Source organism: Rhodococcus sp. 320_ES (assembly GCF_059691855.1).
On the sequence record NZ_JCAWAG010000004.1, the window covers coordinates 1 to 24,260 of the forward strand.

General features: G+C 57.4%; 14 protein-coding genes. 1 reads left to right on the top strand and 13 read right to left on the bottom strand.

Features of this window, described 5'->3' with window-relative positions; translation table 11 throughout:
- The first annotated feature begins 120 nt into the window (after positions 1-120).
- Positions 121-843, top strand: a complete 723-nt coding sequence (locus tag AC59JP_RS14510) for an SIR2 family NAD-dependent protein deacylase (RefSeq protein ID WP_497326510.1) — start codon at positions 121-123, stop codon at positions 841-843.
- Positions 844-1,746: 903 nt separating this feature from the next.
- On the opposite strand, the gene AC59JP_RS14515 is transcribed toward AC59JP_RS14510, so the two are convergent.
- The 13 genes from AC59JP_RS14515 to AC59JP_RS14575 all read right to left on the bottom strand — a co-directional run bounded on the left by AC59JP_RS14515 (position 1,747) and on the right by AC59JP_RS14575 (position 24,171).
- The gene (locus AC59JP_RS14515; protein ID WP_497326511.1) at positions 1,747-1,986 is read right to left on the bottom strand and encodes a hypothetical protein; all 240 of its coding nucleotides are present in this window, start codon (positions 1,984-1,986) and stop codon (positions 1,747-1,749) included.
- A 65-nt stretch (positions 1,987-2,051) separates the two neighbouring features.
- Positions 2,052-4,184 carry a protein DpdD gene (dpdD, locus tag AC59JP_RS14520; protein ID WP_497326512.1) on the bottom strand — a complete coding sequence of 711 codons (2,133 nt, stop codon included), beginning with the start codon at positions 4,182-4,184 and terminating at the stop codon, positions 2,052-2,054.
- A complete protein-coding gene (gene dpdK, locus AC59JP_RS14525; protein WP_497326513.1) occupies positions 4,181-4,711 on the bottom strand; it encodes a phospholipase D-like domain-containing protein DpdK in 531 nt (176 codons plus the stop codon). The genes dpdD and dpdK overlap by 4 nt, the downstream gene beginning before the upstream one ends.
- Positions 4,708-9,045 (bottom strand): protein DpdJ, encoded by a 4,338-nt coding sequence (gene dpdJ / locus AC59JP_RS14530; protein ID WP_497326514.1) that lies wholly within the window; start codon positions 9,043-9,045, stop codon positions 4,708-4,710. The genes dpdK and dpdJ overlap by 4 nt, the downstream gene beginning before the upstream one ends.
- The gene (locus tag AC59JP_RS14535) at positions 9,042-9,782 is read right to left on the bottom strand and encodes a hypothetical protein (protein WP_497326515.1); all 741 of its coding nucleotides are present in this window, start codon (positions 9,780-9,782) and stop codon (positions 9,042-9,044) included. Before AC59JP_RS14535 ends, dpdJ begins: the two co-directional genes overlap by 4 nt.
- On the bottom strand, positions 9,779-12,823 hold the full coding sequence (dpdH, locus tag AC59JP_RS14540; protein ID WP_497326516.1) for a protein DpdH: 3,045 nt from the start codon (positions 12,821-12,823) through the stop codon (positions 9,779-9,781). Before dpdH ends, AC59JP_RS14535 begins: the two co-directional genes overlap by 4 nt.
- Positions 12,820-13,716: a protein DpdG gene (gene dpdG, locus AC59JP_RS14545; protein ID WP_497326517.1), complete on the bottom strand. Its 897-nt coding sequence runs from the start codon at positions 13,714-13,716 to the stop codon at positions 12,820-12,822. Before dpdG ends, dpdH begins: the two co-directional genes overlap by 4 nt.
- A 13-nt stretch (positions 13,717-13,729) precedes the next feature.
- Positions 13,730-16,219 carry a protein DpdF gene (gene dpdF, locus AC59JP_RS14550; protein ID WP_497327076.1) on the bottom strand — a complete coding sequence of 830 codons (2,490 nt, stop codon included), beginning with the start codon at positions 16,217-16,219 and terminating at the stop codon, positions 13,730-13,732.
- A 59-nt stretch (positions 16,220-16,278) separates the two neighbouring features.
- Positions 16,279-19,389, bottom strand: a complete 3,111-nt coding sequence (gene dpdE, locus AC59JP_RS14555) for a protein DpdE (RefSeq protein ID WP_497326518.1) — start codon at positions 19,387-19,389, stop codon at positions 16,279-16,281.
- Positions 19,390-19,807: 418 nt separating this feature from the next.
- Positions 19,808-20,908 (bottom strand): DGQHR domain-containing protein DpdB, encoded by a 1,101-nt coding sequence (dbpB, locus tag AC59JP_RS14560; protein WP_497326519.1) that lies wholly within the window; start codon positions 20,906-20,908, stop codon positions 19,808-19,810.
- Positions 20,901-22,145, bottom strand: coding sequence for a tRNA-guanine transglycosylase DpdA (dpdA, locus tag AC59JP_RS14565; protein WP_497326520.1), 1,245 nt, complete (start codon positions 22,143-22,145; stop codon positions 20,901-20,903). Before dpdA ends, dbpB (AC59JP_RS14560) begins: the two co-directional genes overlap by 8 nt.
- Entirely contained in the window at positions 22,142-23,284 is a 1,143-nt protein-coding gene (gene dbpB, locus AC59JP_RS14570) for a DGQHR domain-containing protein DpdB (RefSeq protein WP_497326521.1), read from the bottom strand. The genes dpdA and dbpB (AC59JP_RS14570) overlap by 4 nt, the downstream gene beginning before the upstream one ends.
- Positions 23,281-24,171: a hypothetical protein gene (locus AC59JP_RS14575; RefSeq protein ID WP_497326522.1), complete on the bottom strand. Its 891-nt coding sequence runs from the start codon at positions 24,169-24,171 to the stop codon at positions 23,281-23,283. Before AC59JP_RS14575 ends, dbpB (AC59JP_RS14570) begins: the two co-directional genes overlap by 4 nt.
- Positions 24,172-24,260 lie beyond the last annotated feature (89 nt).

Below are 24,260 nucleotides of genomic sequence, written 5' to 3' on the forward strand. Positions count from 1 at the left end.
GTCAGAACCGCACGAACGCCGCCTCCGACCGCGAGGTGGCCTGAACGAAGTCTCCATCAGGACCAGGACGGTTCACTGGGTGCCAGGGCGGCCGAAGCTACAGGATCCGGCGCATCCCACATGCCCACCCTCGCGCACTGCCTGCTCGCGTCACTGGGTGTCGAGAAGGCAGTGACTACGAACTACGACACGCTCTACGAGGACGCGTGCAAGTCGGCCAACGGGCCCAAGTCGATCTCGGTACTCCCTCGCGAAGAAGTAACCAACAAACGGTCGTGGTTGCTAAAGATGCACGGCGACGTTGCTGATCCGGACAGCATCATTCTCAGTCGTCGTGACTTCGTTCAGTATGATTCCGAGCGGCGCCCTCTTGCATCTATTGTCCAATCACTCATGGCAACAGGCCACCTGATCGTCATCGGTGCATCTATGACGGACGACAACGTGCTGAGGCTTGCGCACGAAGTTCTGGCAATGAATGCATCCAATAACCAGCGCCGACTGCTAGGAACGGTCGTCACCTTGCAGCCGGACTCCCTGCGGGCAGCGCTGTGGGATGGCGACTTCGAATACGTCGCCGCGTCCCAGTCGTCGAGCATGAAAGTTGCTGCACGCGATCTGGAAATCCTCCTCGACGGCGTCGCCATGCACGCCAGCGACCGACTGCCGTACCTGCTCGACGCAAGGTATGGCGAGCTTCTCGACGAAGAAGAAAACGAAGTGGCCGAGGAACTCCGAAGGGTCGCGGAGCGAATCCGCAGATTCGGGTCTGCTGACCGACGACACCGTTGGCTTCCTTTACAGGAGACGCTCGAAGCGATGGGCGAGGGAGTTAAGCCTTGACATGTTTGTGGCCGAGCCCCCTTTCGTGATGGGCATCCTGCCCGCACACGTCGACTGAGCGCCAGGGCCGCGCGCGTCCCCTGCTCGACGATCTCGCCGCGCGCATAGAGTGGCACAGCCAGTTCGACCGTGTGCGCACCTTCGCGCCGCCTGAAGCCAGCCAGCATGTCGGTCACACATGTTGCGAGCGACTCAGTACGTCGTGTCGATGTCCCGTGGCTGACCTCTACCGACCCTGACTTCCTGACGCCTGAATCCTGACGCCTGCATCCGATCGAAAGTGTCGGTACTCCCGCCTACAACTATGAGTCGAAATTGCGTCCGATACGACTTCGTACTTCAACCTTCCGCGTCAGAAAGCTCAATCGTTAATGCGACCGGTCATCTCGTCATCATCGCGGCGCCGATGACCGATAACAACCTACTGCGCCTCGCACACGACGTACTGGGAATAATCGCTGCCAATTACAAGCGACTCGCTCTTGGCACAGTCGTCACCCAGCACGAGGACACTATGCGACCGCCATTGCAAGACGCAGTTTCGCTCTTGAGCGCAGCGTCTTCGTCGTCTGATCAGGAGAACGCTGCAACTGACCTGCAGATGCTGCATGACACCTTGGCGATGCAAGCCGACAAACACTGGCCAAACTCCCCGGACACTAGGTACGGCGAACTTCTCGATAAGCTAAGAGTGAGGTTGCGGACCGCTTCCAGGATATCGTGAAGCCCATCCACGGATCTCCGTCCGCTCATCGACGCCAACGCTGGAACTCGTTGTTGAAAGCTGTTCAGGCAATCGGCGAGGTCAGACCACGCCGACGTGAACCCGTCCGGATCCGCCTACTTACTACAACTCAGAATTGATTCGAGGCAGGTGAAGAGCCCTGCGCGACAACATGGTTCTTATCCCCATTTTGCCTCATTCTGGTAGCGGTCCCAATCGCCATTTAGTTTACCCGAGAGCGCAACCGATGCGTTGTCGTGATGGACTTCAAAATCGACCAGGGCTGGGTTTCCACTGCCGTCAGAAATGGCACGAAGAAGCATCCAGGCCGTATGGGCGATAGCCGAATACGCTCTATCATGATCAGCGTCTCCAAGGTTCCCCGCGATATCGAGGTCAAGTACGAGTCGTCGTTTCATACCCGTAATGATGCCACGGATACAAAATTACAAGTAGAACTGAACTGAGGACGTAGGGTCCCTCGTCACCCCTCATCCGCCCAGTCGAGCAGCGCCTTCATCAGCGACGAAGCACCTCTACCACTGACTAGAACGACTCGAGATGGATCGGGAGCAGCCACCGTGATTGCACCCGTTGCCGCGTGCTTCGCATGACTGGTTTGAACGAGCATGACGTCCACGCCTTGCACGAGTGCGACCAGCGATTTGCTGTTGACTGCGCCCGACGATGCCCTGACTCGTACTCCCGGCCAGCGCGATTCAATCCAAGGCGTTACCGCTCGGATAGCACTCTCCATTAATGAGTAAACACCAACCGCCCTAAATTGGCGCGCGGCCGGTTTGGGAGATACATCCTTATCCGAGTTCGAAAATTCGATGCCGGCACTACGAAATAGAAGATCCAGAAGAATCGCATCAGTTCGATCAAGCAACTCAGCCCACGACGTTGCAATTGAGGCCGCCCGTGCCAGAAGGACTGACCGCTGCGCCTGGTCTGGACACGCACTCATTAAAAGAATGTCGACCACCTGGGCGAGCCACTGACTGTCTCGTGGACCAATCACATCAAGTTCCCTAGCGACAGCGGCAAGGACCTCATTGTATTCAGAAAGGGTGCAACCCGCACCAAGGACTCCGTCTAACAGCGTGAGCGCCGCCTGGCGCTCCGTTCTTCCTGGTTCGCTAGAGAGCATGATATCAAACACTGTTGCAGCTAAACCGACACCTGAAGCAGGCACACCGTCAGCAGTCAACCAGTCAACAAAGACGGGGACTCCATTGCGAACTCGCGCACGACGCGAATCGGTCAGCGCGTCGATGAATTCTTCAGCGATCGCACTAGAAGCAAGCGAAAGATCTTCAGCATTGCGCGCCCACTGACGTGACCACTCGGACAGCAAGTCAGGTCGATCCGGCCAATCACCCTGCAACCAATCGAGCCAGTCCCTTGGTATACGGTCCGCGGCCGTTAAGGCCCGGAGACGTTCGACAAAACTTCGTTCGACGACACCCTTAAGCATATCCGCGCGAACTGCTTCACCCATGGCGTCGACGACGCCCAATGCACGAGTCGCGGATGCTGAGTCCTGGAGACTAACTGCTGCGGCTAGGGCGATGTACGCCGTCGATCGACCAGGTGGAGTCGAAGACTCGGCAAGGGTCAACGCTTCCTCAAACCTGCCGTCGAGATATAGGTCTACGGGTCCAGTCGAGACTGCTCGCGCCGCCGGCGATGGCATCGCCGCGATCACACTGTCAATTACAGGGTCACCTGGAAACCGCGATGTAAGCTTGCCGATCTCATCGGTTTTGGGTTCGTCGACCAGCAGTTGTCCGAGCGCAAAGCAACGCGCAGTCGAGAGAGAAGTTACCTGGTGGCTGTATGTTACGAGAGAGGGCCACACGATGTCGAGTTTTTCGGCAGCCCCCCGCCAGTCGCCGGTCGAATTGCCCGCTAACTGCGGAATCACAAGAAGAGCGTCTGCCGCCTCCGCGATATTTTCGGTAACAGCAGGCGGACGGGCCAGTAATGATATATCTCGAAGCGCCGGATCATCTCGCAATTGCTCGGCCGTGCCAAGCGCACTCAGCAGTTCAACCCGCAGAAATCGTAGATTCGTAGAGCTTAGAAGCGCCCGTCCACGAAGTTCGTCCAACGCGGCTTCTGCTCGACTTGAATCACCACCGACTATGCCTTCGTAGAACTGTCGGAGAATTCGCCCGACTGGCCTCAGTTGATCGGACTGCCGTTCTGGTTCGAGGGTCCAAACGTCATTCAATGACGACACGTTTTCGCGCACCTGGTTTTGCCAACCAGGTGCGACATCGAGTCGCAGCACTGATCCACCGGGTACAAGGCTGAGGGCAGCCTGATCGACTGGATCTAACGAATGCGGCAAGACCGACACCAGGCCAGTAGTCAAAGGCCGGCCAATCCAGCCTTGAACCTCGTCGCGAATGAGTCGACCATCACGTTGTGACGGCGCTAAGGCGTACCAGCGCGTGATACCAGACACCCTAGCGGGAAGTAGCGTCCGCTTTCTTAGGTGCTCCAATCTCGCTCGCAACTCGCCCAGCAACTCTGCCAAATCCTCGCCCAACTCCGAAGGCAAAATCTCGTTAGGTGACGTGTAGAACATCTCTACAGTCGCGCTCACGGCGTACCCCACCGGTCCTCGTACGCATAGCGCGCACGGGCGACCGAATCAGGGTCGTCAGAGATTACTATTGATTCCTCCAGTCGTCGGAGACCATTGAACGTCAGATTCATCGATCCGCTCAGAAGAATCGCGCCGGAGAGAATGCCCTTCTCGTGTAGTTCGACGGCATACCTGCACGTCAGACTGCCGAACGATTCCCGACTGGTGTTGACCTTTGACTCCAGCTGGTCGACGAATGCTTTATTGTGATCATCGGGTCTGGATGCAATCACGACCGAACCGCCACGCTGAATCTGGTTAGTCAACAGTTCTGATAGCCGAATTGGACGTTGGGGCAAGCCCGGAAGTAGCCCTGAGAAAAGTCCACTTCTATTGTCAAGCAAAGCTACGTCCGAAATCCACGGAGTCACAATCCAGAGTGGCCTACTCGGAGTCAACAGTTCAGCGACAAAAAGTGCCTGAAGAGCGTCTGCGAGTTCTTCGCGAGACGACACAGCAGAGGTACGAAGAGTTCGCGAGGTCATTGGCGTGCCTCGCGCAGTTCTACGCGAATATCGACGCCCTGAAGCGATCGCGAAACTCCGACCACTCTTGGGTGAAACTGTAATACGTCAACATTGGTCGGTATTGTCATGAATTCACGTATTACGCTTGTCGCATGCAGGTCATCTCGTACCCGGAGTGTTGCGGTCGCTTTCTGACGGAGAAGTTCGTCCACCGCGTCGCGCCAATTTGGTTCTTGGGCATCTATGGTTGAATTATTCTCCTCGATAAGTCTACGAAAGAGGAGGCGCTCCGTAGGTTCGTACTTTCTATAAGGTGAGTAAGTCTGTAGAGCAGACGATCTCAGGCGATATCCACGCGACCATAAAAGGCCCACGACTTGGCCGATCTCCCAGCCTGGTTGACTCTCATGTCCGTGCGAGACTGCAAGAAGTCGCTGCCTTAGGTCCGCATCGGCTAGCGCGACATAGGCAAAAACTCTGAGTTCCACGTCAATTCCAAGCCTACGTTCGATGTCGTCCCATTTGACGATGAGGTCAGCAACGAGTCCGTCGACAGAGTCGTTACTTCCTGGCCTGAGAAGCCGGGTCGATAACGCAGAAATTATTGCATGGTCGCACGCCAAGCCGACCTCGAAGAGTGACGTGCGCAGGGACTGCCAACCGGCGGTGAGACCGGCCAGATTATTCGCGCCACGAATAGACGCGACATGGCCGGCGACAGGAGCCGACTTCGCAACCGATAGGTAGCGTCGTATGTTCTCGTCTACCCTTTCCCCGTCGCTGGCACCAAGTGCTGTCTCGACAAGAGACCAGAATCTACGCGGATCCTCGACGTACTTGTCTATCAGCGCCTCGATAACACCGAGCCCTCCGGGTTCATCCTCACTGATATTGATAACTGCCGTTTGTCTATCAGTCTCTGAACTGGGAGACATGTCGATACGTAGACTGCTAGCATCGACTTCCGGGCATAAGTTCTGAACGGCCTCCACGAACGCTGACCCCAAAGTGTTCATATACCGTTCATCGAGCCAATTCTTCCACTCAGCACCAGGGCTTGCCCACAGCGCAGACGCGGCAATACGTAGTTCGTTTACGACTCCAACTGCTTCCAGTGCGGCGGTGATATCAGCGATCAAATTGGCGTCCGGTGGCTGGAAATCGCTAGGTGAGTCTCCAATGTCTAACACTCCGAAAACTTCGCGAGCAGCGGCAATCATCCGGGAACGCAAATCCGCGTCCGTTAGTGTAAGCACTGCATCGTGGAGGGATCTGGTTTGACTGTCGACGACAAGCACCGATAGAAGAATCTGGTGAAGCCAGTCCCGTGTGAACGGTGAGGGAACGGACTCGACAATCTGGCCGTTCGTGCGAACGAGGAATTCCATCCGCGCGACTCGTAGCGATTGCAATAATGCGCGATCGTTCGGGAGTGAAGATGGCAGACGAACAGATATCCCAAGACCGTCTACATCTATCACAAACCCCACATTGACCGCGTCTTCGCCTATCTGGATCGAATGTTCAGTGAGAGGCGGTGCGCTGTCAAGGTTGCGCCTGACGGCGAATTCGCTCGCGTACCGCCAGACCGTCTGCGGACAGCGATGCCTGTGAGTAAAGACCTCCACGCCGGCGACCACACTGCATAGAGAAGCACCCGACGGCAAGTCCAACTCAAGAGGCTCACCATCATGCCGGAAGGCGACACGCCAATTCCACTCACCGTACGACGAGTCCGGGATTTCGTTCTCCGGTTTGGTGAGGTCTAATCGTCGAAGTTGAATCAACCGCGAACCGTCGCCAGTTGGCGGAGGTTCCAAGTCCGTGTAGTCAGAACAGAACGAAGACAACTGAATTGCTGGACTTTCATACGGCGGCGGTGCCACCCACAGGCGATCGCGTTTGCCGTTTTTCGCGTACCTGTAACTCACCCGGCCAGGAGCGAACTGTCGCATGCCTTGGGATACGGGTTCCGCCTCAACGTCGCCCCCTGACCAAGGCGTAAGGACCTCAATCTCTGGAGTCTGCAAAGGTGAAAATAGAGTGGGAGGTAGGAAAGGTGCGAGCGGGTTGGGCCAGTCGCTGACTCCGAGACTCGGGCCTGCGGCAGCCACCTCCAAACCACGAATAAGTGTAGGAAACACTGCGGGGACGAGGCCCCGCGGGTGGTCCCACAACACCGCTCGAAGGTCCTCGTCCGCCAGGGACAGTGCACGTTGGAGTTGCCTTCCCATGCGCTCGATTGCCTTCGGGTTCAGTTGATCTCGGACGAGTGCCAGCAACCGCTCGGCGTGCTGCCGTTGACTGTCTCGATTTTTGCTCCAGGGCCTCGCAATGACGCTTGCGATTGATGTACCCTGCCCCGAGCGCGACAGGCGATCCAATAGCCACCACGTGGCCTGCATTTTCAGAATACTTCGATTTTGCAGCGGTAACGACAATCGCGGAACAATTGGCGCGAACAGTGTTTCGTAGGACTGGAATGCGAGTCGATCCCGGCCGAAGTCGGAGAGAACGACCACCGTCCAGGGCCGCATGAGCGGGTCGCGACCAGCTCGACCGCGGCGTTGGATGAACTGTGCAGCATCACGGGGTGCCTTGTGCTGAACCACCGCGCCGACCGCGGGGTCATCGAACCCCACTTCCAGTGACGCGGTGGCAACAACCACGTCAGCCTGGGTATCGACGCCGCCGTCACGCGAGGTGGTACGTGCAATTCGGACAGTACGATTCAGAGTTCCGAGATCCTCCGCTGCACGCCAGACCTGCCCTGCCTCCTCACGGGCGCGGACCTCAGACCCTGAAGATGTCCGCAGTACGGCGAGGCTCCCGTCTGGCTTACGGTTCACTCCACCCGAGCGCCAACCCTCGGCATCGAGCAATTGCGAGTAAAGCCTGTTAGTTACATCTAGGTCATCCATGAAAACGAAGAGCTTCGACCCGAAAGATCCGAGACTTGGCCCCTCTGGACTCGGGTCCAGCATTCTTCGTATCAGCATTGTGGTCTGAATTGTCGTAGACAGCAGCGACTTCCGTGATGCCGGATCGCCACGCAACGCCAAAAAATATTCTCTGCCCACCTCCTTCATTTCACTCGCCTCGGTCTTGATGGCTGAAATATTGGATGTCGGGAGGCCGGTAAGGTCGGAAAAGAATCCGATCGGGTCTGCCAGGGTTGCGGACAGTCCCACCACATGCGGCGGATTCGAGACCTCCGCGCGCCACCTCCGGAGCAGGTTTGCTACCTGGGCACCATGAGTGCCTGAGTATGTATGAACTTCATCCAACAGCACGAACTCGGGCGATCGAACGTCGTCACCGACGAGCAACCGTCTGTAATCCTTCGACCCCAGTTCGCGGTTGACCATCTCGGTCGTGGTGAACAGGATCGTGGGCGCGGAGGCTTTCAACGCGTCACGCGTGAAGCTTAGGGCCTCGGTATTAATGAGGGATCCGCATGTTTCGCAACGTAGGACTTCCGCGGATCCTGCAGACGTCGGCCAGATCAACTTCCCTTCGCAATCATCCTCAAGGCAATCGATGATCGGGCACAGCAACCCACCAGGTACTTTCTTCCAAGAAGAATAAGGTGAGTGCTCAGCGTCGTCTCGATTGCGCGGAACCGCACCGTAAAACACACCGACGCGAGGAACGGGGTTACCTAGGGATCGACATGTTCTCAGGATGCTGCGCAGTTGATCTCGTAGAAGTTCAATACGAGGATAGATCGCAATGACTCGTGGTACCCCGCCGGGTCGAGGATCACCGGCGATTCGAGTCAGGATTGGTAGGTAGAAAGCGAGAGTCTTACCGGACCCAGTACCGGCCGAAATCACTGTTCCGCGATGGCCGGTCGATCGCTGAGATAGGCGGACGTGGGCGCGAGCCTGAAAAGCGGACACGGAACGACCCCCCAGTAAAGAGTTCATAGCAATCTGGTGGCGGTCCGTCCATGTCGCGTTGGTAGACCGAATCAACGTGTCCAACTCGTGACTATCAACGTCACGCCGAGGAACTGAGCGTTCAGCGCTCAGGAACCTCATATCAGAGACGAGGTTTGCCGCTGCGGTCCAGGATTGACCATGGAACCACTGACGCAACCGTGCTGCGAGTCGGACTGTCTCTGCCATCCGACTGCGAAACTTCTGTTCGGAAATACCAAAGGCAAAGACCAAACCGCGGTCGAGAAGATCATCCAAAATTTCCTCGACGTCCGACCCGGGCGCGGATTCTTCGATGAGGCGTTCGATTTCTTGCTCTGTAAGAGACCCGTCGCTGACACCCCACGCCAACAGGGGCATCTCGTAGTTCTCGATGCTGTTGAGCACGCGTCCAACAACGTCGTCGCTCAACGTCGACGCACCACAAGGTCACCGGCCATGCCGGCCGCCCTCAGCTTTTCGAGAACGTCGCTGGTCATATCCTCCAGGGACAAGCCGTCCGGCGAAGCAGCGGCTTTGAGTGCACTCTGGACATCGGGCGTCAAAGCATCGCGTTCGCCTTCCATCGCCTCGAATGCGCGGGTCAATTCGTCCGCCAACATGGCAATCTGGTCTGGCCAGGATAAGTCTGGGTCGCCACCACAGAGTTCTGTGACAATTTTACTCTCGTCGCTGACGGGGTTTTGACGCATGAGCATTGACATCTTCCGGCCTACCCGTTCAGCGGTGCGACGATGCGACGATCCGCCGACCAGACGGCCCGCTTCGACGGCGTCGATCTGTGCAATGCTCGGCTGAAACAGTGCCTTCCAGCGCGCTGTCGCCCAGCGACTCGTTTGTGCGCGTTGTTCTTTAGCCACCTGGACGAACTTGGCAGCAGATTGCTGTTGAAATGCTCTTGAGCCATAGGTTGAAAGGCCTGTCCGAAAGCCCTTCAATGCCGTAGCGACCGCGTTCCTGTCAATGGGAGGCGACTCGGCGAGCAACAATCGTGTCTTGAACCTTTCTACACCATCAAGAAAACCTGTTGCGTCCTCAATACCGTCGGCGATGTTGCCGGCCTTGTTCACAAGTTCCTGAGCAGAGTCAACCGCCTGCATTGACTCGAGTTTTAGTTGCAGTTCGACGGCGTGGTCGTACAAGGTCATGGTCTCAACCTTCCTACAGCTTCATCGAACTGCCGTGTCGATTCTAGGACACGCTGCGTAGCGAGTTCGAGGTCACCGACGCCCTCCGCGTCCGATAGGCGTGCTACGAGGCTGCGCTCGACACGTTTGATTGTCGAGTCTGCAAGATTGCTGAAGTCGTAGACCACCGCAACATGTTCTGGAATGTTGCTCGCCAACACTGCCAGTTTGTCGTGCAGGCCCAACGTTTTCTTGACCGTTGCCGCCGCGTCCAAGAATGAGACGAGAACGCGATCCGGTTCGGAAGCAGCCAGTCTCGTCATCATTTGCAGTGCGTCGCCGTCATCCAACCGGCCTACTTGATGGGCAGTTCGAAGTGAGGCCAGTACCTTTGACGTTTGTTCCGCCCATGATCGATTTGGATCAATGTGGCGGGAGGCCTCCCGAACCTTGGACTCTAACGTCGACCATTCTTCATCCACTGCCGGAAGAACCTGTCTAAAGAGCGCGGCGGTTGACGTATCTTCAGAAGTCAACGTCCAAGTCGCTGCGAAATCTTTCACAATCGGTAGAAGTAAGTCCGATGTGACCATACGGACCCCACCCGACTTTCCTCGGGACTCTCCAAAGGTCGCCTCGATCCGCGCTTGCAACTGCGGTCGGGCCTGAGACGCCCGGCTGACTAACGATGTCCACTTAGCGGACCTCACCGTAGGCTGCGAAGTGGTCGCCGGGGCGAAGATTGCCGAGATGTAATCAGGCACTTCCGCATGTCGACCCAGATTTCCAAGGACCGCAGATGCCACTACGGCGGCGTGGACTGAAGTCACTACGTCCGACGTCGGCGGCTTCAACAAATAGGTAACCACGCTCGTTGTCCAAGATTCGACCGCCGAAGCCAGTATCCTCCGATAGAACTCCCTAAGGGGCCAGTCGTCCCTCGCTATTTCCTTGAACAGGATAAGTGCTTGTAGCGCTGCTGCCGTGTCGGCACTGCGTCCAAGGTGAAGCACGGAATTTGCAGAAGTTTGCTGAGTGACTGTGCCTGAGACTGTAATGTCGCCAATTCGTAAGCGGTGATCGTCAAACCCTGCACCCAGATTGACCGGCAAAGCGCCATACTCCAGGTTTTGCTGAACTACCGCGTTCACCTCTTTACGAACATAGTTCGTCGTGGCGGCCGATAATTCACGAGTCCCTCTAGACCATTCAGTCAACTCGCGAAAATGCTTCAGGAATGGCGGCTTCAGATAATCCTCAACCCCGCGCGATCCAGCGTCGTCGGACTCTCTTGGTTCCGCCTTATCTGCCCCTTCCGGACGTCGTCGTCGGGTGGTAGTAACGCCCCCCTTCCGACCGCCGAGTTCCTGTAGCATCAACTGCAACTGTTGCGAAAAGTCATCTAGACCGAATGCGTCAAGGACGGCCTCGCTGACCCAATCTTCCCCGTCGACTCCCGACCAGAAGCGAACAACATTATTTACTCGATCATGGTCCGCCGGGCGGAGGGATCTGATTCGCGCAGCGACCAATGGTTGCAGAGGATCGTTATTGTTGTCGAACTTGTCGACTGTGGACGACTCCGGAAAGACTGCTGAGCCGAAGTCGTTCGACGCCTGAATCAAGAACCGGTTGATAATTTCGCGAACAACGTCACGTGGGTCGAATCGTTCGGTTGAAAGCGAGTGCACGAAACGACCGATCGCGTTCGCGTTCAGCGGATATAGCCCGTATCCCTCGCGACTAACTCCAAAAACGTCATGGCATGTCTCCTGATAGATACAGGAGTCGCATGCATTGTCAAGCCAGTTGACGTCTCCCGGCTTTCTCTGTCCCCAGCGAGAGTCGATCTCGTCGGGTTTGATGCGCGCCGCGTTTAAGTACCGGGCCACGAAGGAGATTGCTTCATCCTGGTCGACGCCGTCCTCACCGTAGTTCGCGTCAAACCAGTAGGCATCATCACAACGAGTTCGGACAGTGTCTAGATCATCAAAATGACCCTCGGTTACAGCAAAAATCATACGCAGGCCACACATCTCACCGTCGACCGACTGGGTCGGTTCTACGATCGCATCTAGAAATTCTCGTTCAACTCCGTGCAGGACGGTGAAGTCCTCAACGAACAGGGCTAACTGCTTGTGCTGTCGGTGCAGAACACGCCGCACTTCGCGAAAGACCTCGACGAGATCGACCTGGTTCGAGACGGCGACCCGCTTCTCTGCAGCTGGCAACGCCTCATTGATCATCGCGACACTCTCGGTTCTATATTGCGGGATTGCAGCAATCTTCCCCAGTAGATCCCGCGCACCCCTCGTAGCGTCGGCGATTTCCTCGAAGATCAACGGAAAGTCACTGCCCGAAAAGCGCGTGGCGTCGTCGTCGAGTCCGTCGCCGTCCTGGCGCCCACGAAGCGCCAACCCCACTAGACGTTGGATCACGGCACCGTCTGCGACGAGTCTTCGGCGCACCACAGGATCTCGAAGGAGATCTGGCAGACTGCGCGCAAGTTTGCTCCTGAGTTGCGCCGTCCGTTGATCCTGTTGCGAGTTTGTCTGAAAATCGTCCAAATGGGCGATAATCAAAGCAAGTTCGTCGAGCAGACGTTCCGCAAGGATGCTGTCGGATTCGTTGTACGCGGGCGCCTCTAACAGGGCCTGGCGCGCCTCGTCGATGCTAGGTCCGTCAAGGTCGCGAATAATGATCTCGATTGCGCGTCGAAGTCCGGTCCGGTTCTTCGGGAGATATCGGCGCTCCCAGTTTGGCTCGCCTTCGGTCCGGTCCTTCACCCACCTTACGAGGTGGGACTTTCCAGTGCCGGATCCACCTACCACGGGAATAAACAGGTACCCGTCAGGCCGCAGTCGACCTTTCAAAGCCGTAAGCACGTCAGCCTCGGAAGCCCAGACACCGCCCTCACGTTGGTCCAGTCGACGCCGACGAAGTCGCAGCGGATGATGTATCGCTTGAAAGTGACCATCGGTGAGACTGGCTGCGTCACGAGGAGACGCTGCGACAACGCTCTCATCTCGCCAGCACACGAATTCCTTGAACGTACTGGTCACAGTCTTGGCCCTTTCCTGATGTGGGAGAACGTCGCTCCACCTGATCGGGTAACGCGCGCAGCATCCGCACGGTCATCGACCAGGATGCTGCCTTCACTCGCGAGGCGTTCTAACGCATCGGTCATTGGCATAGTCAAGTCGTTGCCTTCCGCTATCGGACGCACCCAATTGCTCGTGACGAATTCCCTGTACCGGCCGTTCTCAACGACAGGTACACACGCCCCGACACTTGCAATAAATTCGGCCGCGGTCGATTCGTTTCCACCTTTGAAGACGTCCGGCAGGGCGTCGCGTATGGCCACTGTTGGGTCGGGTACCAATCGATTATTCGAATCGACCCATGCAAATCCTAGTGCGCAAGCCCAGCGCCGAAAGGAGTTGAACCTGGTCGAGTTGTTGATTGGCCAGTTCGAAGAATCCTCGTCACCCTGCCGTGGGCCGAAGTCGCTAGTCTGCAGCGTCTGCGCTGATCGGGGACCGCCGCCCTCCATTTGAATCGGCGATTTATCGGGAGGAAGAGTCAGAAACCAACTGAGCGCATTGGTCAAATCACGCGCTCCCTTTTGGCTACGCCACGGTGCGGAGTTCATCGTGTCGGATAGAACCTGCCTCCGAAGGAGTCGCACCAACGCTGCATGTCCACCTTTAACCGCCGGAAGAACACCCTCCGCCAACTGAACTTTTTCTCCATCCTGGACGAGTAATCCCATCTCAATTGCACTGGAAAGGTTTACCTTAACGTCTCGTTGTGGATCGGCGCCGCCCAAAGTCTGTGGCGCCAGGGTCGCCAGAAGACGTTCGCGACTATCTTGCTGAGCACGCTGAGCACCGACATATTTCACAACACCCAGTACGACGCTGGGCCTCAATTCGGGTGGGTTCAATAACGCCATCGCAGTAATTCTCCTAACGCAAAGCTTCGAGATCGGTCAGCGCGTACGCACCGTCTAGGTCAGCGAGCGTCAACCCTCCGCGCCCGACCGGCGCCTCTGGTGGTCCGCAGACAACGGTAAGCGGGGCCCTCCCACTGCCTTCGGCCCAGTCGCCGACAGCCTGTCCCTTTGATAGGAACACCACGGTTGGCACTCCCGGCGCGGTGGTGGGGTCGAAGACATCTTGCGAATCGATCATCAGAAGGTGGACCAGTGCCGGAGAACTAGAGACGATCTGTCGCAATTTGCCTACTAGGGCACCCTCCGCGACAAGCAGTCTTGCACCGGTTGCAGACACCAACCCCGACACCAATCCGCGCATTCTTCTTGAACTGTCGTAAATCGAAGTGTCAAGGTGTACTGCCAGCAGTCGCCCATATGCACCGTCTACAGCGAACCGGTCCAGCGGGGACATTTTTTGCGGGCGCACCGTAATCGCCGACGGCAACGGTGATGGAGATGTCCATCGAGGTCTCCCGCGGGCCCGGCACCATCGGCAGCCTCCGCAGGATGCAAGGCAGGTGGTTCGAAACTCGGGCGGTTCATCGATGGAGTAACTGTCGGCAATCAAGACGCCAGCGCAGCCTTGCCCGTTGATCGCGCTGCGCAGTTTTAAGAGACCTCTGCGCGCATTCTCGACCATAGCTCTGCGCGTCGGTTCGACAACGTCACTCCAGAATCGGTCTGACTGGTGGTCTCCGCGAAGAACGCGAATAGTCAACCATCCTGAATCCGATTCCATTCGATCATTTTCTTCGCGCGTAGAGAGCGAGAAGTCCCACTCGATCGCTCCTGCCCTTGCAAGAAGTATGACCGTGAATAGATTCCAACGTTCGTTGTAGTCACTGTGCTCAGCCACCCGACCGGACGTTGCCGTCAAAGGAAGACGCTGCAAATCTGCGGTCACACGGCGCGAGGAATGCAACATTGCCGTCCATCGCTCGCGCGCGCGTTCTGCGGTCAAGTAGGTCGGTGATGCGAGGCTGTCTGCGATCTCTTCGTCCGCCTTCGTTGCTAGAAGAACCGAGGTAGACGGCAGTCCATCGCGACCACCACGGCCCACCTCTTGGTAGAACCGGTCCACGTTCTCGGGAACACACGCGTGCACAACCGAGCGGATGTCAGGCACGTCGATACCAAGGCCGAATGCCGAGGTTGCGACCACTACATCAAGAGTGGGTTGCGTGCCGGTACCCGAGCGCAACGACTTCAACACCATCTCTCGATGCGCTGTGGAAGAACTCCCGTCCACAACATCCACACGCCGAAACCCCCTATCCTTAAGCAGTTTTACTACGGATCGAGGGGTCAAGGTTCCAGGTAGTTGCTTCTCACGAAGCGTCGTGTAGATGATCGCGGGTCGTGGCACGTGTCGCATTGTCTCGACGAGGTACTCATCCCTCAACGCGGTCGGAAGGTTGGTGGCCTGCCAGAAACCCGGCTCCGGTCTGAGGACCGGTGCAGCAACATGGTGGAAGGGACCTGGCTTGCCGAACAGCGTTCGCAGGAGAATGAGTACGTCCTCTGTCAACGTCGCGCTTGCCAGAATAGTTTTGAAGGGGGCGTGTCCTGCCCCTTCCATCTCGCGCAACATATGGCGCCGCAGCCCGGCAAGCGAGTGAAAGTGGGGTCTGAATGCATCTCCCCATGATCCGACCACGTGGACCTCGTCGATGCCGAGCACCGCGAGACGTCCACCCGTTGCAGCATCGATTAAGGGGCGGGCCAGTGAGGACACGACCGCTTCCGGATTGGTAAATATCACTCGTTGGGATCCCGCCCAAATCCTCTCCCTGAAACCCTTCTTGGCCTCGGCGCTCAATCCACCGTGATATGCAGTATTGGGCGAACTCAAATCGGAAGACGCATATCTGCGCTCCTGGTCGAGCGCGAGAGCCACCGTAGGCACGACAATGACAGACGTCATGCCCGGTGGCGTGGTTTGAACGGCCGCGAGCATCGCTAGGGTCTTACCGGCGCCCGTCGGCAAGTTCACGACGAGGGTTCCGCCTGCTTGCAGAATCATTGCGCTGCGCACTGCCGCACGTTGCCCAGGTGACTTATACCTCGCGAACTCAGGATCGATCGAACCCAAGAAGGGATCGCCGGCAACGCTTTCGTCGGTACGGCACTGGAAACCAGCGGCCGAAGCGGAGTCAACACCGGTTTGCTCCGAGACGTCTAACCACTCCGGGCGCCAGGCGATTGCCATGACGCGCACGATACCTGGGGACCGGACAAACGCGGTTAGACCGTATGCTCCCCACTCGTAGGACTCGGGAAATAGTGCGCAGATCGGTACTTCGAGGTATGCGTGGGCTGCATCGTCATACGCAGCGACAACTCCTCGTCGGTGCTCATCGCTCGCCCTAAGGATTTGTCGAAGGAGAACAGCGATGTCGGCAGCGCCGGTTGACATTGATGGTGCGACCGCGGAGAGCGCGGCCGCAAATCGACTTGTCATCTCGATAGGCGCACCTGCCGCCCACGCGTTCACTGATTCCTGCGCGGAATCCAAGCCGATCACGCTGAGTCAATCCTGCGCGGATCAGCAAAGACGATCGCGCTGCAACCAAGGATTGTGATGTCGAGTTCCAAGCGCTCTGGAACAAGAACTTCTAGCTGGCCAAACTCAGCCTCGGCGTCCACGAAACCTGCGTTCTTCCTTGCTCGATTGCGATCAAGACGTCTTACAATCGCCTCTTTAACACGCAGAGCAGACAACCGTGGACCGTCGGCTACCGATGGGACTTGTTCTAGTTGCGCCCGCGTCTGCGAGGACGCCTCGCTACATAGCCTCGACCAGTCCAGCGAAGAAGTAAGAACCTTGAAAAGTTCAGGATTTGCCATCAGGTTGCGGTCTCGTCGTGGGTCGTACGGATGAAGAAGAAATCCTTCTGTGACCTGAGCGCCGTCAGGGCCTAAAACTATGCGCTCGACAAGCGGAGGTGACACATGTTGCAGTAACTGATTAACCCATTCCCCTAGTCCTAGGCTGTCTGCAGCGTCGCGGAGTTCGTTACCTAGGAGTGCAGACACCACGAAATCCGCCCGAAACGCTACAGCGGTATTAGGCTGATCCAACCGTGGGCGGAACATCGCCGATGCGACGCCTCGGTCGTCCAGAAGCAGGTGCTCACCAATTGCGTCGACCATCGGGTGCCCTGCGCGGAGGATGGGCAGACGTCTCTCGACGCAAGCCGATCGATCAATTGCCAAGGACGCGTTGAAGTAGGCGCTCATTCTGTTCTCTAGGTCCGCCGGTACCTGCGGTCGGGGGCGCGCGCGAATCCGGATATGTTCGCTGTCGTCTATATCGAATTTGCTCCCTACTCCTTCAAACCATTTCAGCAAACTCGCTGTGAGCGCAGGATTCTGATCACTTTTAATTAGCCTAATGTCGGCGGACTCATCGCCAAGCCCGAAGGTGTTCTCCTCCACCTCGTCGAGAGAGTCGTGTGCAATTATCCGCGAATGTTCGATCGCAAGGCGATTTACTTGCTCGATAGCCGCGTCACTGAGTGCCTCAGGGCCGAGGCGCAACGCATTCGCTTGCGCATCGCTTTCCGTATCTCTGAGTACATACTGAAGTGTTGAGAGCGATCTTGAGAATGCGTCGCAACCGTCGGCAACGAATTCAAGCCATCCCATTGCGTATGGTTCGTCACCTAGCACAACGACCTTCGAGTCGATTGGGCCCTTGGGCGGCGACGTATGGCGATCGCACCGCCCCACACGTTGCTCAATACGGAATGACTCCCAGGGAAGATCCACGTGTATCAGAAGATCAGCGATTTGCAAATTCGCCCCTTCTTCTGCGCTTGCATCGACTACCAGAATCGAGCAACTGCCACCCTTAGACCACCGTTCGATGCCTTCGCGATTCTGGTCCTCCGAATTGGTATGCAAGTGGTGCGCGACTCTCTCGCGACCCCATCGCGCGGTCATCTCTGCCCACACCGCGACCGCAGTTTCGGTAAATCCAGAGGCCACCACCACCCGCGTCTGGGTGCGCGATCCGGTGTGGGGCGCGAGAGCGTCGACGACGGCCATGACCTCGTTGTCCTTTTCGGCCGAAAGCGCATCAATGTCGGAGTCGAAGTTCGACAAGACTCCGGCCTTTGCCAGACGCCGAAGCGTCTCGACATAGGGTCCATCGTCGCCCGTCTGTGTCGACCTGAGGGGAAGCACCGCGTGTGGTAAAGACCCGCACCGCTGCGCAACTTCCCGAAAGAGCCCGAGAGCGTTGTCCGGGTCTAGGTCGCCCTCTTCTGCTACCGCGGCGATTTCAAAGCGCAACTTGTCGAGAAGGTGGGTCCGTAAACTATCACTCGAAGTACCCACAGGGAGCAAAAATGGACGTGCCCGCTTTCGTCCGCGCACTGAAAAATCCGCCATTACCTCAGGAGATCGACGGGTTCGCAAAACACGTCGGTGCAATCGATACGCTTCCGAAAGATGTTGACGCACACGTGCTACAGCGGCGGGCCTTCCCCGATCGTTCGCAGCAGTCGCTGCGGCCAGAAGACTGCCGAGCAATGCATCATCCGGATAGGCATTCACCAGTTGCTCGGCGTAAAACGACAAATCAACTTCGTCGACATCCGAACCCAGACCTTGGGAGATAAGCGCAAGTGCATCGCGGTCCTCTACACGCCGAGTGAAGGCTTCAACCTGATCGGGTTGGTAATGTGCCGGATCCAACAAATACAAAAGGTCCAGAAAACCCGCCTCGTTCGATCTTACCGGTGTTGCGGAAAGGAGTAGCAGTTCCTCCGCCGAGTGCGCGATCTCTGCGAGGCGCAGCCTGCTGCTAGCTGATAGGGACCCGTTGCGGGTTGCACGATGAGCTTCGTCGATAACCACCATGTCCATCGTCCCGATCGGCCAGTTTGAATCGTCCTCAAGTGGCCGAATTAGAAGTGACGCATGTCGAAATCGGTCGGTGCGGAATCTGTCTAATAGTTCGTGCGCCCACTGATGACGAAGATGTTGTGGAACCAACACCAAAACACGACTGTTGCCTTTTCGAGCCAGAAGGTGCCAGATTAGCGAGGCGGCCTCGATAGTCTTCCCGAGACCGACTTCGTCGGCTAGGAGGTACCTCTTGATCGGGTCACTCGCCACCCTCCGAACCACAGCAAGTTGGTGCCGGTGAAGTTCCACCGATGCCTGAAGAAGTCCATCCACTCCAGCCGCAGATGCTCGTTGGCGAGTCCATTTTCGAAGGAAGCCAAGACGGACCTCACTGACGAAGGGGCTATCGCCCCCAAGACTCTCAAGAAGCGCGAAGGGATCGTCGATAGGTTGGTTCCAACGAACCTCGAAGTCTTCCTCCTGCAACCGAGCACCCTCGAGGTTCGGAAACGCAACCGCATACAGCCGACGGTTGTCGGGGGTTCCGTCCAGACGGCCGATGCGCCAACGTTGACCGTCGTGTACGTAGACCCTCGTCGGTGGCCGCAGTTCCGCGCGACGAATCGCGTCCGACTCGTGTTGCCGTTGGACATAGGGCGCCTTACTGGGACCAGTGAAGTAACGGACCGTCGCCACGCCGCTCTTCACGCCCAACAACCGTCCGACCCCAAATGCCGGAGTTACAACGAGATCGCCGCTACTGACTGCCTGCTTCATCTATCAGAAACTCCCACAACCGATCCGAAACCCCGAGCGAACCAGCGGCAACCATTGCCTCTAGGTCCAGTCGAGCCTCCCCCGAGATTGCCTGGAACTCACTCTTCCCTTCTTACTTCGACTCAGCATACTGGGGGTAGACCGATAACACGCGGAAAGTGCGAGCGCGGGTTCTTGTGTCGACGCGGACCCGTTCAGAGGCGCCGGCGCTCCGCTAGACTCGGGGCCAGGAGGTGGACTTGCCTCTCAATAGTTGGGGCAGTGGCCCGTTTAGTCGAGCAGTACCGGTCATCTTTACGGTTTTGGGTTAATCCGAATCGATGCATCAAATTCAGGGAATTGACGGGATTTTTTTACAGTCCGCTCCCTGAACAAGAGCATGCAAGGAGTCTTGCCGGCGGTCAGCGAAGGTGCAAGCCTAGACCGGCCTCAGTGATGAAAGCAGGACATTGGTGACAAGTTTGATATCGTTCGGGGTGTTCTGTAGGGCATTCCACCGACGGTGGTCGTCCGGCGCTAGAACCCATGTCCCACTGGACCAAGCAACTACGTCGTTAAGGTCGAGTATTTTTTTGTCCAGGCCCAGTTTTGGAAGCGCCTCCACCGAGTAGCCCTCGGTTAACGCGTCCATTACGTAACCCAGCGATTGAATCCCGACGCCGTGAGTCAGTCGGGACTTGCGAGGTGGCAATCTCCACTCTATCGGCCAGCTATTCTCGACAACCGTCCAGAACAATTTGAGGTGCAACAGAATTTGTTCTACGTCGCCTGTCCCATCTTCTGGGTTGCGGTATTGGTACAACGCTCCATCGTACAAGCTGTTTTCGATCATTTTGAGTACACTGTTGTCTTTTATATACCCGTCGGGCGACGTAGGCGTCGATATTATGTTCTCGAACGGCGAATCCGCGTCAATGTTCAGTCGACTCATTATCTGCGCCGGCAACTGGCGTCGCGCGAGTCGGGGCGGCAGGTGCCCGACAGCTCCAGGCAAGAGTTCGTGAATCAAGCCCTTGGGCAACGGCTTGGTGTTGTTGACAAGAATAAACTGGGACCGTTGCTCATCTGCACCCTCGGCAATGAAACCTACGGCGGCGATTGGAAACTCGGCGACATCTGCGTCTCGGATAGCGGCGGTTCGCTGTTGGCCGTCTACCAGAAGGGCGGGCTTCTCTGAGTCGTCGAGGCTTTCGTCAACTGGTATGACTAGATCTCCGGCGGTCGAGTAGGTGACCGTGCTTCGCCGTTTGTACGGTTGGAATGACACCCGGTCGTCGAACGCGAGTACAATTGCGTTTGGCAGCATGGCATTCGGCGATTCGAGGTACCGACGGATGGCGCGTATGTGACTCAAGACTTCGGGACGCTGATAGCCCTCTAGTGCGCCCTGCTTGCGACTGACGCGGGACACCGCAGTGAAATCGAGCAACTTCTTGCCGTCGACTGCGAAGCAGTAGATGTTTCGATCGCCCTGCCGCACTTCGATGGCGGGCACTCGAATCGTATATACGTCAGCCACGGAGAACCTTTCGTCTTGACGCCTTTACCGGCAGCGTCGCCATCTTGTCAGCAAGCACCGACAGGTTGTGGAAGCCCCGGCGCTTGTTGCGCTCGGTTCCGCGGAAAATAGCGATGTCGATGCCGTGCTTGGCGCACAGTCCGCAAGAGCATGTCCGCCAGGGCGAGTCGGTCAGCGTTCGGCGGTAGTGCTCAATGTAGCTCTTCTTGACTCCGACCACCTTCTCGTAGTCGTCAAGTGCTGCTAGGGCGCGATCTAGTGAGCAGAGCCCCCGGTCGAAGTCGCGCAGGGCAGTAAGTGCTGCGCGCTCGGTACGGATGGCGTCGCCCTGTGCCACGCGTCCGGACAAGATCGCCCTCTTCAGGGACAGGTTTCCGTCGACCTGGGGAACGCGAATGGCCGTGTAGTGGTCACCGCTTGTGTGGTAGTTGTCGCGATCATCCATAAAGGACTGCCGAAACGCCGACGTACTGTCGAAACTGGTGACACCGAGTGCTGCGAAGGCTTCGATCGACTCGAACCGAGTAATTCCGAGTAGATGCAGTTCGGTACCGGGTTGGCGAACCTTATCGATCTCGAACAGGCAGTCCATGATGTCTGGAGTCTTGAGAGGGACCATCCCTCCCAGCGCGATTCGGGTGTACCCCATGGCTTGCAATTGCACCACACTGTCCGCATAGCTTGCTGGATCCCAACCCTGGGCAGCGCCCAAAGCTTCGAATTTGGTGCCACGATCACGCGTCCGTTCGATAAACCGCTCGGCGAATCTCAACGAAATCGCTTTGCGCTCGACCCATTCAGGCTGAGGATCTATTGGAACCAGACCAGGACGCTGGTAGCCCAGAATGATGTGATCGATGCTGACGCCAGAATCGAACCCGCACCCTTCGTAGAAGTCGAGCACTTCGTCCACGGAGTATGGGGGTTCCAATTCGTTAATGTAGTTGAACGCACCGCAGTCCCCCAGTGTGGCAACGCCGTCTGGCAATCGGAAGAAACCCGCCACCCCTAGTCGGTACAACCGTTGCCGTTGAGCGCCCGTGTATTTTCCTACGCCGTTGATGCTGCCGTCCACTATTGCCTTGGAGACAAGGAGTCCGTCGTAGGCGGGCCGAGACAGCACCTCATGGGCGTACTTATCGTCCCGTTGCCGCACCCGCATTGGCGAGTATTCGTCGTGCTCAAAATCGTATGTGGGACTGACCAAATCTTGGCTGTCGGGAAAGTAGAACTTCATACGTTCCCAGTCCTTGCGTCCACATAAGCTCGCGCAAGGAAGTTCGACAACGCGGAGATGTGTCGCGGTGTGTTCTGAAGTTCGTTCCAGGGCAAACCGAGTTCCTCCCAGACTCCGCTGGTCCAGTGACAGCGATCCGCAATCCGGGCCAACTCGTACCTGGTGCTGTCACTCGCGGCGGGAAGACTGAGGTCGACCTGGGCCATAACCCGATCCATCAGTCGCGACATGGCACGAATGCCGACACCACCCATGAGACGAGACTTCGTCGGTTGTTTACCCCAGGCTTCGGGGAAGGTGTCCCGAACCGCGCTCCAGTACGTGAGCAGCAGCGTTCTGATCCCCTCGGTATCCGTCGAACCCGTTGCGATGTTTCGGTATGGAAAGAGGACTCCAGACGGGCTCTCCAACGATTCCTTCAGTGCCTCAACCAGGCTGGTGTCGGTTATCGCGCTCGAGCGTCGATCATCCGCATCTGTTGATGCTCGCTTGATTAGCTTTTGGAAGGGCGAGTCAGGATCCTGGTTCAGCATGTCAACCAGCGCCGAAGGAAGGCGCTTGGCAGAAAGCTTGGATGAGGGCGCAGCGAAGACTTCAGGCAGCAGTTCGGTTACCAGGTTGGACGGGAGTGGCGCCACCGTGTTGACCCTTAAGAATTGCTCACGCTGCAAAGCGAGCGACGGCGCGACAAAGCCAGCAATGGGCACGGGCATGCGCGTGTTTGTCGTGCGCGAGAGAGCGAGACTCCGCTGCTGGCCGTCCACGATCCACGCGGGGCGTGGGTCACTCCTCTTCGCCGGGAGTGGTATCTCCAGAGTGCCCGAAGTAGCGAGACCGTCAGACGTGCCGGGTCCGCGACTCGACTTGAATTTCACCGATTCTGGAAGGGCCATGATGATGCCGTTAGGAAACAACACCTCGCCCGAGTTCAGATAATCCAGGATCTGCTTGACGTGATTTCTTCGCTCAGGCCTCTGATAACCGATCAATTTCCCGGCATCATCTCTGGAAATCCTGGCAACATCTGCGACGAGATCGATCTCCTCGGCAGCCAGGGCAAACAGGTATACGGGCATCTTCGCGCTCTGCTCGATCCGCAGAGCACGACGTTCCAGCGATTGTTCGTCGTCTCCAGTCATCTCTCGCCACCTTCCGCACTCTTGAAAATTGCTCCAAACCGCTTCTGCTCGCAAGCGATTCCAGAGTCGCGAACAATTCGGAGCGCGCCTGAGGCAGAGATTCCGGGCCTGGAGGCTTTCAGTTCGGCCGCAATCCCACGAATGCGCTCGTCGGAGGCAGTTTGCCGATCGTAGTTATCGACGATTCGTACACGGGTCGACCAACGGTCCCAGCTGCGGTGGTCTGCAGGATCGTAAAGACGATCTGTTGACCTTCTGCGCAACCAGGCACGGGCCATCCGGATGGTCACACTGCTGACGGTTCCGCCGAGTTCACTTCTCATGGCCCGATCTGCTGGCAGTCGGGGAATGCCATCGATGTGTCGAGATCCGCCGACTAGAAGAACTTCCTCCATAGATGCTGCGAGGGCCACCAGGTCGCGATCCATAGCGCGGGCGTAATTCTCCGACAACACCAATAGGATTTTGTCCCCCTCCTGAGCCTTGAGATCCCCCGCACCGTCTAGTCCGTTGAGCAACGACCACCACGTTTGCGAGTCCTGGGCGCCGGAAGCAATTGTGTCGAGATGCCCGCCGGTGAAGGTTGCCGCGTACGCCGGCGCCTTGGTCTCGACCTCCCTGAGTCCAAGCCCTGCCGAGGCAACCTTCAAGCGCACGTCGTATCCAGCGATTTCTGCGTCCAATTTCAACAGTTTGACCTGAGTCCAGGCTTCGCCTTGGTAGAGGGCCAGGAGCGTTCCGTCTGTCGGGGACGCAGTGAGTCGCTCGTTCCACTCCTCGAACCTGTCGGCGAGAGTCACGGAGGAGAGCGACCGTGCCCGTAGATTTGGCGCCGCCTGCACTGACTTACGGTCAGTGCAGTTGACGACGATCGTCAGTTTCTTCATCGACCCTCCACGTGAACTCAGCTAGAAACTACAGCATGGTGCGACGTGCTGTTGTCGTAGTTTCAGGTTAGTATTCACCAGCAGTCCGA